The sequence below is a fragment of the Amycolatopsis rifamycinica genome (genome assembly GCF_000695625.1).
Lineage (GTDB): Bacteria > Actinomycetota > Actinomycetes > Mycobacteriales > Pseudonocardiaceae > Amycolatopsis > Amycolatopsis rifamycinica.
On record NZ_JMQI01000051.1, the window covers coordinates 133,448 to 148,168 of the forward strand.

General features: G+C 74.6%; 5 protein-coding genes. All 5 read left to right on the top strand.

Annotated elements, in window-relative coordinates:
* Window positions 1–370 precede the first annotated feature (370 nt).
* The 5 genes from DV20_RS24665 to DV20_RS24685 all read left to right on the top strand — a co-directional run bounded on the left by DV20_RS24665 (window position 371) and on the right by DV20_RS24685 (window position 14,718).
* On the top strand, window positions 371–1,636 hold the full coding sequence (locus tag DV20_RS24665; protein ID WP_043784175.1) for a PucR family transcriptional regulator: 1,266 nt from the start codon (window positions 371–373) through the stop codon (window positions 1,634–1,636).
* A gap of 85 nt (window positions 1,637–1,721) precedes the next feature.
* Window positions 1,722–1,970 carry a hypothetical protein gene (locus tag DV20_RS24670; protein WP_235190938.1) on the top strand — a complete coding sequence of 83 codons (249 nt, stop codon included), beginning with the start codon at window positions 1,722–1,724 and terminating at the stop codon, window positions 1,968–1,970.
* A 446-nt stretch (window positions 1,971–2,416) separates the two neighbouring features.
* Window positions 2,417–5,863, top strand: coding sequence for a beta-ketoacyl synthase N-terminal-like domain-containing protein (locus DV20_RS24675; protein WP_043784178.1), 3,447 nt, complete (start codon window positions 2,417–2,419; stop codon window positions 5,861–5,863).
* A gap of 57 nt (window positions 5,864–5,920) precedes the next feature.
* Entirely contained in the window at window positions 5,921–9,409 is a 3,489-nt protein-coding gene (locus DV20_RS24680; RefSeq protein WP_043784180.1) for a non-ribosomal peptide synthetase, read from the top strand.
* Window positions 9,406–14,718, top strand: a complete 5,313-nt coding sequence (locus DV20_RS24685) for a type I polyketide synthase (RefSeq protein WP_043784181.1) — start codon at window positions 9,406–9,408, stop codon at window positions 14,716–14,718. Before DV20_RS24680 ends, DV20_RS24685 begins: the two co-directional genes overlap by 4 nt.
* Window positions 14,719–14,721: the final 3 nt, after the last annotated feature.

Sequence of the window (14,721 nt, forward strand, 5' to 3'; positions counted from 1 at the left end):
TGCGCCGGTGACGGTTGTGGTCCGGCATCGTTGCGGCGCAAGGAGAAGCCGCCGTTCGGGTGATCTTCACCCAGTGGTCCAGACCGCCGCGAAAAAGCGGTCTGTTGTTTCGGGAATGTTTCGAGCCTTTCGATCCACTGCTTAACGGGCAACTTAACAAAATGGTGGATCCGAATGCAGTATTCCACGCACCCGAATGACCTGTTGCCCGGCGAAGTCCCGATCCGATGTGGACGCGCGGCGTCCGCGGGGGGCCGGGTCGCGGGACCCGGGTCGCGGGACCCGGGCACCGGCCGGCCCCGGACCCGACGTTCGACTTGATCGACGAGTTCCTCGACCGGCTTGAGGCGCGACCCCCTAAGGTAGCTCCATGGTGGACGAAGAAATCGTCTCGGAGCGGATCCGGCAGATCGCCGCCACCCTCGCGGACCGGGCGGGCGACCTCACCGGTGAACTGGTCCAGCTGTACGCCACCGATCTGCCGCAGCTGGTCAACGACGACGAACGCATGGTGAGCCTGCTGTCGGCGAGCGTGTACCAGAACATCGAGACGGCGCTGCAGATCTTCCGGCACGGCATCGACCCGGCCGGGGTCGAGCCGCCGGCGGCGGCCATCGAGTACGCGCGCCGGCTGGCGCAGCGCGGCACGCCGGTGTTCGACCTGATCCGGGCGTACGACCTCGGGCAGGCCGCGATGCTCGACTTCGGGTTCCAGGAGTGCACCCGGCTGGTCGACGACGCGGCCCTGCTCGGGGCCATGATGCGCCGGCTGCTGCGGGTCGCCTACGAGTTCATCACCCGGGTCGTCCGCCAGCTCGTCGGCGTCTACCAGGACGAACGCGACCGCTGGCTGCTCAACCGCAGTGCCGCCCGGGCCGCGAAGGTGGCCGACCTGCTCGACGGCAACGGCGGCCCGCCCGACGTCGACGCCGCCGAGGCGGTGATCGGCTACCGGCTGCGCGGCACCCACCTGGGGATGATCGTCTGGCACGCGTCGGAGGCCTTCGTCGACGACGCGCTGTCCTTGCTGGAGTCGGCCGCGGGCGCGGTGTTCGAGCGCGTCCGCGGGCAGGGCCGTCCGCTGTTCGTCCCCCGCGACGAGGCCAGCGCCTGGGTGTGGCTCCCGCTGGCGCCGGGCGCGACGGTCGGCCGCGAACACCTCGACGCCGCGCTCGCCGGCGCCGAGGCCGGCGTGCGGGTGACCGTCGGCGACCCGGGCACCGGGGTCGCCGGCTTCCGCGACACCCACCAGCAGGCCCGCCGGGTGCACGCGCTGGCGCTGGCGGCCGGCGAGCACTGCGACCGCGTGCTGACCTTCCGCGAGGTCGGCACGGTGGCGCTGATGACGAGCGACCTGAACGCGGCCCGCCTGTGGGTCGCGAGCACCCTCGGCGCCCTGGCCGCCGACGACGAAAACTGCGCGCGCCTGCGCGAGACGCTGCAGGTGTTCCTGACCACCGGTGGCAGCTACACCGCGGCGGCCGCCGAGCTGACGATGCACAAGAACTCGGTGCAGTACCGCGTCCGCAAGGCCCAGGAGCTGTTGCCGCGCGCGCTCGGCGACGGCCGCCTGGACGTCGAGCTGGCCCTCGTCCTGTGCCGCCGGCTCGGCTCGGCGGTGCTGTCCCCGGCGTGACTTTGGTGTCCCGGACCACCGCGCCCGAAGATCGTTGGGCCGGTGGCACGAAGCCGGTACTCTGATCATCGCTTAGCGTGCTCCCATGGGTGAGAACGGTGGGATGCTCGCGTTGGTGCGGCTACGCCGAGGCGTCGTCGGCGAGAGCAGACGCGTCTGCCACCTGATCCCGGTGCCGTCCGGCCCGGTCCCCGAACACCTGACGGCGTTGTGCGGCGAGTCGATCTTCCCGGGGGAAGCCGAGGTGCTGGACGGGCTGCGCGGCATGCCGTGCCACGCGTGCCTGGTGCGGAGCGCCCCGCCGGGGCGGGGTTTCCTGGCCAACGCGGGCTGAGGCCGCCGCGCGACCCTCTTCCCGGACACCGGACGAGGGCGTGAACCGGAATGTCGTCGCGCTCCCGAACGTGCCGTCGGTTTCGCGCGCCCGTGGCTGAATCGATTTCGTGAAAATGCCACTCACTCCGCGCCGGAACAAATCGGCCCCACCGGGTGTCGGTGAATCTCCGACCGGATCCGCGGCGAATTACATTTCTCGTTACGCGGGGTAGTCAGTCGAATGTCCACAGTGGCGGATCGTTGTGGATGGCGTGGGAACCTGCTGCGTCCGGTCCAGGTTCGATAGGTCATTCGGCTGAACTCTGCGGATTACGTATCCCAGATCGTGTCGTGGTGCTTAACCTTGCGTGATTCTTCGTCCATCGCACTGGGGAGTGAGATGAAGTCCACGTCACCGCCTTGGTTTCCGCGCGCCCATTCGCCGTCGGAGGCCGACTGCCGGCGATGACGCAGGGCGGAATTCTCGGACGTTTCGCGGAAATCGCCCGGCTGTCACCTGATCGGGTGGCGGTCTTCGAGGAGCGCGAGGCGGTGAGCTACGGCAGGCTGGCCGAGCTGGCCGGCGGGCACGCCGCGCGGCTGCTCGATGCCGGCGTGCGGCCCGGCGAGTTCGTCGGGCTGGTCACCGGGCACGGCACGGCCGCCATCGCCGGGATCCTCGGCACCCTGGCCGCCGGCTGCGCCTACGTCCCGCTCGACCCGACGTTCCCGCGGGACCGGCTCGCCCACCAGGTCGCGGCGGCGCGGGTGGCGGCCGTGGTCGCCGGTCCCGGGCACGTCGAGCCGGCGGAAGCCCTGTGCCGCGGCGGCTCCGCCCGGGTCGTCCGGGCGGGGGAGGACGGGACGGACACCGCACCGCTGCCCGTGCCCGGCCCGGATCCGGACGCGCCGGCCTACGTGCTGTTCACCTCCGGCTCCACCGGGACGCCCAAGGCGGTCGCCCAGACCCACCGCAACCTGCTGCACGTGGTGGACAACCAGATCACGACGCTCGGCATCACCGCCGCCGACCGGGTCAGCCTGCTGGCCTCCTTCGGCTTCGACGCGGCGATCCCCGACCTCTACCCGGCGCTGCTGACCGGCGCCGCCGTGGTGCCGATCGACGTCCGCGCGCACGGCGTGGCCCACGCGGCCCGCGAACTCGCGCGGCACGAGGTGACCGTCTACCACTCGACACCCACGGTCTACCGCTACCTGCTCGACGCCCTCGAGGGGGACCTGCCCTCGGTGCGGACCGTCCTGCTGGGCGGCGAGCAGGCCACCTACGCCGACGTCCGCCGCGGCCGGTTCGCGCCCGGGTGCGTGTTCGTCAACGGCTACGGCGCCACCGAAGTCACCTTCGCCGCCCAGTACCGGCTGACCGCCGCCGACGTCGACCCGGACGCCACCGGCCCGCTGCCCATCGGGACCGCGCTGCCCGGCTACGCGCTGACCGTCCTCGACGGCGGCGAGCTCGAGGTCAGCGGCGAGTACCTGGTCGACGGCTACTTCGACCGGCCGAGCCCGGCCTTCGGCACCACCGGCGGCGGTGTCCGCAGCTACCGCACCGGCGACCTCGGCCGGGTGCTCCCCGACGGGAACCTCGTCTGCCTCGGCCGGCTCGACCGGCAGGTCAAGGTGCGCGGGTTCCGGATCGAGCTGACCGAGATCGAGGCCCGGCTCGGCGAACAGCCCGGCGTGGCCGAAGCCCGCGCCATCGTCCGTGACGGGGAGCTGCTCGCCTACGTCGTCCCGGCGGCGGGCACCCGCCCGGACGGGACGGCGCTGCGAGCCGCGCTCGCCGAGGTGCTGCCCGGGCACGCGGTGCCCACGGCCGTGACCGCGGTCGCGGCGTTCCCGCTCACCGTCAGCGGCAAGCTCGACGAGGAAGCGCTGCCGGACCCGCGCCCGCCCGCGCCCGTCGCGGCCGCGCCGATGACCCCGGCCCAGCGCCGGGTGCACGCGATCTGGTGCGCGGTGCTCGGGCACGACCGGATCGGCCCCACGGACCCCTTCTTCGACGTCGGCGGCCATTCCCTGCTGCTGGGCCGGGTCCAGCAGCGGCTGGCCGTCGAGTTCGGGGAAGACGTGCCGCTGCTGAGCCTGCTGGAGCACCCGACGGTCGCGGCGCAGGCGGCCTACCTGGACCGGTCCACGCCGGACCCGGAGACGACGCCAGGGGAAGCGCCCGCCGGGGACGAACCCGGCAGCGACCTGATCGCCGTCGTCGGGCTCGCCTGCCGGTTCCCCGGTGCGCCGGACGCCGAAGCGTTCTGGTGGAACCTCTGCGCGGGGGCCGACGCGATCCACGACTACACCGACGACGAGCTGGCCGCACTCGGCATCGGCCCCGGCCTGCGGGCGGACCCCGCCCACGTGCGTGCCGGGGGCAGGCTCGACGGCGTCGAGGACTTCGACGCCGGGTTCTTCGGGTTCACCGCGGAGGAGGCCGCGCTGACCGACCCGCAGCACCGGCTCTTCCTGGAGACGGCGTGGCGGGCCCTGGAGGACGCCGGCCGCGACCCGGCGCGGGAACACGGCCCGGTCGGCGTGTTCACCTCTGCCGGGGTGAACCGGTACTTCCTGTTCCACCTGTTCGGGAACCCGGCCGTGACCGGTGACGTCGACCCCGACGACTGGGACGGCATGCTGCCCGCCCGCCAGCTGCCCGATCACCTGCCGGGGCTCCTCGCCTACCGGCTCGGCCTGACCGGACCCGCCGTCGCCGTCCAGAGTGCCTGCTCCAGCTCGCTCGCCGCGGTCGGGCTGGCGGCCCAGAGCCTCGCCGAATACCGCTGCGACCTGGCGATCGCCGGTGGGGTGAGTGTCACGTGGCCGCGCTACCGCGCCGGCGGGATGGCTTCGCCGGACGGCCGCTGCCGGTCGTTCGACGCGGCCGCCGACGGCGCCGGGTTCGGTTCGGGCGCCGGCGTCGTGGTGCTGCGGCGGCTGTCGGACGCGCTGGCCGACGCCGACCACATCCACGCGGTCCTGCCCGGCTGGGCGATGAGCAACGACGGCGGCGACCGCGCCGGGTACGCCGTGCCGAGCCCCGCGGGCCAGGCCGCCGCGGTCGCCGAGGCGCTGGCCGTGGCCGAGGTCGACCCGGCCGAGGTCCGGCTGGTCGAAGCGCACGGCAGCGGCACCCCGCTGGGCGACGCCATCGAGGTGGCCGCGCTCAACCGGGTGTACCGGGACCTCCCGCCCGGCACCTGCGCGCTCGGCTCGGTCAAGACGAACATCGGCCACCTCGACGCGGCCGCGGGCGTGGCCGGGCTGATCAAAGCCGTGCTTTCGGTCCGCCACGGCGTCATCCCGCCGAACCTGCACTTCACCGCGCCGCACCCGGAGGTCGACCTGGCCGGCGGGCCGTGCTACGTGCCCGTCAAGGCGGCCGGCTGGCCGGAGGTGCCGCGGCGGGTGGCCGGAGTCAGCGCGTTCGGCATGGGCGGCACCAACGTGCACGTGATCGTCGAAGAGGCGCCGGCGCCCGGGCGGCGGGTGACGGCCGACGGCCCGCACGTCCTGCCGGTGTCGGCGGGGGATCGGCAAGCCCTGCGCGAGAGCCTGGCGGCGTTGCGGGACCGGCTCGCCACGGACCCGCCGGACCTGGCCGACGCCGCCTACACCCTGGCCGTCGGACGCCGGGAGCTGGCCGAGCGCGCGGCCGTGGTCGCGACGACCGCGGCCGAAGCCGTCGAGGCCCTCGACGAGCTGCTGGCGGAGGGCACCGACGTGGCCGGGCCGCCCGGTGCCGCCCGGGAACTGGCGCTGCGCTGGATCGGCGGCGCCGGCGTCGACTGGGCGGCCCGGCACGACGGCGCCCGCCCGGGTCGGGTGCCGCTGCCCGGATACCCGTTCCAGCGCAGCAGGTTCTGGATCGACCCGCCGGCTCGGGGGCACCACCCGTGAGCCGCACGCACAACCACCCGGCCGCCACCGCGGCCGTGCCGAACTGGGGAGTTCACGTTGAGCGACACGTTGCCCGGCACGGGCATCGACGTCCCGGCACTGTCTCATGCGGACACGACGGTCGTCGCGCTGATCCTGGCGCAGGCGGAGCGGACGCCGGACGCGCTCGCGGTGCGGCAGGGCGCCACCCGGCTCACCTACGCTGAACTCGCCGCCGCGGCCTGGGGCGTGGCGGCCGCCCTGCGGGAGCGCGGGGTGGGCCCGGAATCCCGGGTCGGGGTGTGCGCGCACCGGACGCCCGCGCTGGTGACCACCGTCCTCGGGGTCCTGCTGTCCGGTGGCTGTTACGTCCCGCTCGAACCGGGCGGGCCGCGGGCCCGGCTGGCCGGGATCGTCGCCGACGCCGGGGTCTCGCTGGTGATCGGGGACGCCGCGGTCGGGCAGTTCGGGCCCGCCGTCGGGCTCGACGTCCCGCCGCCCGCCGCGCCCGGGGTCTGCCCGGCCACGCCGGACACCACCGCCCACGTGCTCTACACCTCCGGTTCGACCGGCCGGCCGAAGGGCGTGCTCACCGGCCACCGCAACATCGTCGCCTTCGCCGGCGGGTTCGCCGGGCGGCTGGGCGTCGGACCGGGCACCCGGGCGCTCGGCATCGCCTCACCCGGCTTCGACGCGTTCACCATGGACGTCTTCGTGCCGCTGATGACCGGCGGCTCGGTCCAGCTCGCGAGCGCGGCCGACCGGGCGGACCCGGAACGGCTGCGCCGGTTCGTCGTCGAGCACGAAGTGAACTGGGGGTTCATCACCCCGGCGCTGCTGTCCCTGCTCGACCCCGCGGACGTGCCCGGCTGGCGGACCGTCGCCTGCGGCGGCGAGCCCGTGCCCGCCGAGCTGGCCGCCCGCTGGCTGCCCGGCCGCCGGTTCTTCAACGTCTACGGCCCGACCGAGACGACCGTCGTCGTGCTCACCGACGAGGTGACCGGCATCCCGGCCGAACCGCTGCCGCTGGGCACGCCGACGCCGGGCCACCGCGCGCACGTCGTCGACGCCGGGCTGCGGCCCGTCCCGCCGGGGGAGGTGGGCGAGCTCGTCATCGGCGGGCCGGGGGTGGCCGCGGGCTACCTGAACAGCCCGGAGCTGACCGCGCGGAAGTTCGTCGACGACCCGTTCACCCCGGGGGAGCGCCTCTACCGCACCGGCGACCTGGCCCGGCTGCGCCCCGACGGCCGGCTGGAGTTCGCCGGCCGCGCCGACCGTCAGGTGAAGATCCGCGGCCAGCGGATCGAGCTCGGCGAGGTCGAGGCGGCGCTCGGCGCCCACCCGCAGGTCGGCGCCGTCGCGGTCGAAGCCGTGCCGGGGCCCGCCGGCACACGCCTGGTCGCGTTCCTCGCCCCGGAGTCGGCGCCGCCGGACGAGGAGATCCACGCGTACGCGGGGGACCGGCTGACCGAGGCGATGCGCCCGGCCGCGATCCGGCGCCTGGCCGAGCTGCCTGTCAGCCCGGTCACCGGCAAGATCGACCGGCCCGCGCTGCGGGCGCTGGCCGAGAACGAGCCCGCGGCGGCCGGAACGCCCGGCTCGCCGGTGGAAGCGGTGTGGCGCCGGGTGCTCGGCCCGGGCGCCGGGTCGGACTTCCTGCTGTCCGGCGGCGATTCGATCTCCGCGATGCGGCTCGTCGCGGCGCTGCGGGCCGAGCTCGCCGCCGACGTGTCCGTCGAGGACGTCTTCGCCGGCCGGACCCTGGACGGGCTCACCCGGCGGGTGGCCGCGGCCGCGCCGCCGTCCGGAGCCGGCCTGACGACCGGGCACGCGCCGGCGCTGTCCCCGCCGCAACGGCGGCTGTGGTTCCTCGACCAGCTCGCCCCGGACGCGGCCCCCTACAACATCGCGATGGCGTTCCGGCTGACCGGGCCCCTCGACATCGGGGCACTGCGTCGCGCGCTGCGGGCGGTGGCCGAGCGGCACGACGTGCTGCGCTGGCGCATCCGGCCGGTCGGCGGAATCCCGCGTGCCGAGTGCCTGCCGCCGGACGACGTGGCCCTGCCGGTCGTCCCGGTGGCCGCGGACGCCGTGGCCGCGCGGCTGGCCGCCGACGCGGCGGCACCGATCCGACTCGACCGCGAACCGCCGTGGCGCGTGCGGCTCTACGAGCTGGGGCCCGGCGCCCACGTCCTCGGGTTCACGCTGCACCACGCGGTGTTCGACGGCTGGTCGCAGGAACTGCTGTGCGCCGACCTCACCGCGGCCTACCGCGGCGAGGCGCTGCCCCCGCTCCCGGTGTCCTATGCGGACTACGCGGTCTGGCGCGCCGACCGCGACCTCCGCCGGGAAGCCGCCGACCTGGTTTGGTGGACCGAACACCTGGCCGGCGCACCGTCCACTCTGGACCTGCCGCGGGACCGGCCGCGCCCGGCCGTGCAGACCTACCGCGGGGCGAGCCACCACCAGGCGTTCCCGGCCGGTGCCGCCGAGGCCGTCGGCGACCTCGCCCGGCGCACCGGAACGACCCGCGCCGGCGTGGTGCTGGCGGCGTTCGGGCAGCTGCTGCGCCGGCTCACCGGCGGGGACGACCACCTGGTCGCCACCGTCGTCGCGGACCGGCAGCTGGCCGAGACCCAGGACATCGCCGGGTTCTTCGTCGACATCGTCCCGGTGCGGCTGCGCGGCGGGGACGCGGACTTCGCCGCGCTGGTGCGCGAGAGCGGCGAGGAACTGCTGGCCGCCACCGCGCACCCGGCGGCGCCGATCGACCGGCTCGTGGACGCGCTCGGCGTGCCCCGCGACCCGTCCCGGGCGCCGCTCGTGCAGGTGATGGTCAACGTCCTCAACTTCACCGAACCCCGGCTCGACCTGCCCGGCGTCCGCGGGGCGTGGCTGCCGGTCGGGAAGCCCGGCTCGCCGTTCGACCTGACCGTCTACGTCCTCGAGCACGGGGTGGAGCTGCTCTACAACCCGGACCTGTTCGACGCGGGCCGGATGGCCGCGCTGGGCGAGGACTTCACCGCGCTGCTCGCGGCGCTCGCCGCCGAGCCGGACCGGCCGGCCGCGGCGTGCGCGCCGGAGCTCCCGCGGGCCGCCGTCCGGACCACCGCACCGGGCGCCGCCGGGCGGGCGCCGGCCCGGGCGGATCCGGCCTCGGTGACCGACGCGGCCGCCGTGGCCAACACGGCCGCCGTGGCCAACACGGCCGATGGGGCCGCCGTGGCCGCCACCGAGGCGCTCATCGCGGCCGTCTGGCGGGAGGTGCTCGGCCTCGGCGCCGTCGGCGTCACCGACAACTTCTTCGACCTCGGCGGGCATTCGCTCGCCCTGGCCCGCGTCCACGCCGAGGTCACCGCCCGGCTCGGCCGCCGCATCCCGATGGTGGACCTGTTCACCCACCCCACTGTCCGCGCCCTCGCCACCCACCTGCACGCGGGGGCCGCACCCAGCCCGGAGCTCGCCCGCGCCGCCGAGCGGGTCGCCGCCCGCCGGGGGCGCACGCCGTCCAGAAGACCCCGCCGCAGTGCCGGCACGACCGGCCAGGAACAGGAGCGACCGCAGTGACCCACGACCTCGGACCCGACGCGAGCGCCGACGCGAGCGCCGACGCGAGCGCCGACCCGATCGCCATCGTCGGGATGGCCGCCCGCGTGCCCGGCGCCGGTGATCTCCGGCAGTTCTGGCGCAACCTCGTCGACGGCGTCGAGTCCATCAAGCCCGCCACGCGGGAAGAGCTGCTCGCCCGCGGCGCCGATCCGGCCACTTTGGACGATCCCAGCTGGGTCAACGCCACCACGGTGGTCGACGGCTTCGACGAATTCGACGCCGAGCTGTTCGGCATGACCAGCCGTGAAGCCGAAATCACCGACCCGCAGCACCGCGTGTTCCTCGAGGCCTGCCACTCGGCGCTGACCGACGGCGGCTACGATCCGGCCCGCTACCGCGGGGCGATCGGGGTCTACGGCGGCACCGGGCGGACCGGCTACCTCGTCGAGAACCTGCTGCGCAACGAGCGGGTGATGGCGTCGCAGCACGGTGGCATCGGGATGTCGACCGGCAACCAGCCGAGCTACCTGACGACGTCGGTGTCCTACAAGCTCAACCTGCGCGGCCCGAGCCTCGCGATCCACACGGCGTGCTCGACATCGCTGGTCGCGGTCCACCTGGCCTGCGAGGCCCTGCGCAACGGCGAGTGCGACATGGCGCTGGCCGGCGGCGTGAACCTGGAGATGCCGCACGGCATCGGGTACATGGGCGTCGAGGGTTTCACCTCGCCGGACGGGCACGTGCGCGCGTTCGACGCGGGCGCCAACGGCACGGTGTGGAGCAGCGGCGTCGGCGTGGTCCTGGTCAAGCGGCTCTCCCGGGCCCTCGAGGACGGCGACCACATCCGCGCGGTCGTGCTCGGCAACGCGATCAACAACGACGGCGCCACGAAGGTCGGCTTCTCCGCGCCGAGCGTCGCGGGGCAGACGGAGGCCATCGCGCAGGCGGTCGGCATGGCCGGGGTGAACCCGCGCACCATCTCCTACGTCGAGGCGCACGGCACCGGAACCGCGCTGGGCGATCCGATCGAGATCACCTCCCTGTCCACTGTGTACGGACACGGCGTCGCGGACACCGGCTGGTGCGCCATCGGGTCGGTGAAGTCGAACATCGGCCACCTGTCCCAGGCCGCCGGGGTCGTGTCCCTGATCAAGACCGTCCTCGCCATGGAACACGGGCTGATCCCGCCGACCATCAACTACGAGGAGCCCAACCCGGGCATCGACTTCCCGCGCAGCCCGTTCCACCCGGCGCGGACGGTGACCAAGTGGGAAGCGGCCGACAGCCCGCGCCGGGCGGGCGTCAGCTCGTTCGGCGTCGGCGGCACCAACGCCCACCTCGTGCTGGAAGAGGCCCCGGCGCCGCGGCGGCCCCGGCGGCCGCACCCGGCGCACCTGCTGCGTGTGTCGGCGAAGACGCCGGAGACCCTGGCCACCGCGGTCGAGCGGCTCGCCGACCGGCTGGCCGGGGACATCGACCTCGACCTCGCCGACGTCGCGCACACCCTCGCGGCCGGGCGCACCGAGTACCCGCACCGCGCGGTGGTCGTCGCCCGCGACACCGAAGACGCGGTCGACGGCCTGCGCGACCCGCGGCGCCTGCTGACCGCCCGGGCGGACGAGCCCAAGGTGGCGTTCCTGTTCTCCGGCCAGGGTTCGCAGTACGGCGGGATGGGCGCCGAGCTGTACCGGAGCGAGCCCGTCTTCGCCACCGCCGTCGACGAGTGCTGCGCACTGGCCGGCCTGCCCGGCCTGAAGGAGCTGATCTTCGACCGCGGCGGGGACGCGCGGCTGCGGGAAACCCGCTACACCCAGCCGGCCCTGTTCGTCGTGGAATACGCGCTGGCGATGCTCTGGCGCAGCTGGGGCGTGCGGCCCGGGGCGATGATCGGCCACTCCGTCGGCGAGTACGTCGCCGCGACCGTCGCCGGGGTGTTCGCACTGGCCGACGCGGTGAGGCTGGTCGTCCGGCGTGGCGAGCTGATGCAGGCGATGCCGGCCGGCGCGATGCTCGCCGTCCAGCTCGACGAAGAGGCCGTGACGAAGCGGCTGCCGGAGGGCTTGGCGATCGCGGGCGTCAACGGCCCGGGCACCTGCGTCGTCGCCGGGCCATCGGACGCCGTGGCCGACTTCGCCGCGCTGCTGAAGTCGAGTGACGTGCAGTGCCGCGAGCTGGTGACCTCGCACGCCTTCCATTCGCCGATGATGGAGCCGATCCTGGCGGAGTTCACCGAAGCCGTCGCCGCGGTGCCGCGGTCGGTGCCGTCGCTGCCCTTCCTGTCGAACCTGACCGGCGGCTGGATCACCGAAGCCCAGGCGACCGACCCGGCGTACTGGGCGGCCCACCTGCGGCAGGCCGTGCGGTTCGGCGACTGCGTGCGGACGCTGTTCGCCGGCGGCGACCGCTGGGCGCTTGTCGAATGCGGTCCGGGGCACCAGCTGGCCGGGCTCGCCCGCGGCCAGGTGCCGAAGGGCCTGCCCGCGCCGCGGCCGAGCCTGCCCGGCCGCACCGACCGCGAAGGCGACATCGAAACGCTCTACGCGGCGGCCGGTCTCCTGTGGACACACGGAGTGGCCGTCGAGTCCCTTGTTCCCGGGCACCGCGTGCCCCTGCCGGGCTATCCGTACGCGCGCAAGCGCTACTGGGTCGACCCCGATCCGGCCGGGACGGCCGCCGAACCGGCGCGGCCGAGCGGGCCGCTGCCCCTCGACGAGTGGTTCGCGGTGCCGTCTTGGCGCCAGGCCGGACCGCGGCTGCGGCGTGAGCCGTTCTCGTCCTGCCTCGCGTTCGTCGACGACGACGTCGTGGCCGGCCTGCTGCGGGACGCCGGGGTCACCGTCACCGAGGTCCGCCCGGGCGAGAAGTTCGCCACCACCGAGGCCGGTTTCACCGTGCGGCCCGGGGTCCGCGAGGACTACGACGAACTCGTCGCCGCCCTCGGCACCCGTCCCGGGCGGGTGGTCCACGCCTGGACGCTCGGCGGGACCGAGACCGGGATGGCCGCACAGGACCGCGGCTTCTTCAGCGTGCTCAACCTGGTCCAGGCCTGGGGCGAGCCGGTGCGGATCGACGTGCTGAGCACGGGCACCGCCGACGTCACCGGCACCGACCTGACCCGGCCCGAGCACGCGACCCTCGCGGGCATCGCGCGGGTCGTCCCCCTCGAGGTGCCGGGCACGGTCGTGCGCCGGATCGACGTCGAGAGGGTGTCCGGCGAGGTCGTGGCCGAGCTGTTCGGACCGGCCGACGCACCCGAGGTCGCCCTGCGCCGCGGGCGTCGCTGGGTTCTCGAACACACGCAGCTCACGGTGCCCGAGGCGGCGGCGCCGGTGCTGCGCGACGGCGGCCGGTACCTCATCACCGGCGGCACCGGCGGGATCGGCATCACCCTCGCCGAGGACTTCGCCCTGCGCGTCCGGGCGAAGCTGATCCTGCTGAGCCGGTCCGGGCTGCCGCCCCGGGAGGAATGGGCCGCTCACTCCGGCGACGAGCGGACGGGCCGCGCGATCCGGGCGATCCGGCGGATGGAAGCGGCCGGCGCGGTGGTGCACGTCGCCGCCGCCGACGTCACCGACCCGGTCCGGCTGCGGGAGATTCGCGAGCTGGCCGAGCGCGAGTTCGGCGGCCTCGACGGGATCGTGCACGCGGCCGGGCTCCCCGGCGGCGGCGTCGCCGAAGTCAAGGAGCGGGCGGCCGCGGAAGGGGTCCTCGGCCCGAAGATCGGCGGCACCCTCGCGCTCGCCGAGGCGTTCGGCGACCTGCCGATGGACTTCGTCGCGCTGTGCTCGTCGGTCACCGCGGTCTCCGGCGACTTCGGGCAGGTCGACTACTGTGCGGCCAACAACTTCCTCGACGCCTACGCCCGCGGCGACCACGGCTGGCGGGCCCGCGTCGTGTCGCACGACTGGGGCGGCTGGGACGAGGTCGGCATGGCCGCCGAGGTGGCCGCGCCGACGACCATCCGCTCCACCCGGACCAGGGCGGACGGCCCGGTGGAGCACCCGGTGCTCACCACCCGCACCGGCGAGAGCTGCCACGGCCTCGTCTCGGCGGCGGGGCACTGGCTGCTGGCCGAGCACCGGATCGCCGGCGTGCCGGTCGTCCCGGGCACCGGCCACCTGGAAACCGTCCGGGCGGCGGTCGAGGCGGTCCGGCCGCGCCCCGGCGACGGCCACGTCGTCGAGCTGCAGGACGTCGCCTTCCTGGAGCCGTTCTCGGTGCCGGAAGGCACGGTCGCGGAGTACCGCGTCGGCTTCGACGGTGACGGCTTCACGGTGACCAGCCGCGCGGCCGGGGTGACGAAGGTGCACGTCCGCGGCACGGCGAGCTGGGTCCCCGCGCCGGCGACGTCCACTGTGGACCTCGATGCGATGCGGGGCCGGACCCGCGTGCTCGACGACGGCAATGCGTTCGGCACCGGCCGGACCAGCATGGTCACCTTCGGCCCGCGCTGGGCCGCGCTGCGCACCCACCACGTCGGCGAGCACGAGGAACTGGCCTCGATCGTCGCCCCGGACGCGGCGGCCGGCGACACCGGCTGGGGGCTGCACCCGGCGCTGCTCGACGTCGCGACCGCGTTCGGCCGCGGCCGGGGGAGCGGCACCTACCTGCCGATGAGCTACGGGCGGGTGGTCGTGCACGCCCCGCTCCCGGCGAGCTTCCACAGCCACCTGCGCTACCGGGACTCCGGCGGCGACCAGGTGATCTCCGCCGACCTGACGCTGTGCGACGACACCGGCCGCGTGCTGGTCGAGATCGAGGACTTCGTGCTGCGGCAGGTCGACGAAGGCGCGGTCAGCAGCGGGCTGAGTGCCGCCCCGAAGTCCACTGTGGATTCCGGCGGGATCCGGCCGGTCGACGGCGCCGAGGCGTTCCTGCGGGCCCTGACCCCCGGCCTCGGCGGGCAGGTGGTGATCAGCACCCGCCCGGTGCGCGACCTGTTCGACCGTCGGGTGACCGCCGAACGCCTGGAAGAGACCGAAGAGGCCGCCGAGACGGTGTCACCGCGAGCGCAGGACGACTACCTCGCCCCACGCACCGACCTCGAGGCGGAGATCGCCCGGCAGTGGGCCGAAGTGCTCGGCGTCGAGCGCGTCGGCGTCCACGACGACTTCTTCGCCCTCGGCGGCAACTCGCTGGTCGCCATCCAGCTGATCGCCCAGGTCCGCAAGACCACCGGCGCCCGGCTGGCCATGAAGACGCTGTTCGAATCCTCCACGGTGGCCACCCTCGCCGAGCGGATCGAAGACCTGCGCGACGCGCCACTTTCACGTGAAAGTGGCGCAACGGCGCCCGCCGCCACCACCATCCCCAAGCTCGAGCGCTGAAGC

Bases quoted from the DNA above. Each gene is read 5' to 3' on its own strand.
- DV20_RS24670 (WP_235190938.1), top strand. From the start codon at position 1,722: ATGGGTGAGAACGGTGGGATGCTCGCGTTGGTGCGGCTACGCCGAGGC.
- DV20_RS24675 (WP_043784178.1), top strand. From the start codon at position 2,417: ATGACGCAGGGCGGAATTCTCGGACGTTTCGCGGAAATCGCCCGGCTG.
- DV20_RS24665 (WP_043784175.1), top strand. From the start codon at position 371: ATGGTGGACGAAGAAATCGTCTCGGAGCGGATCCGGCAGATCGCCGCC.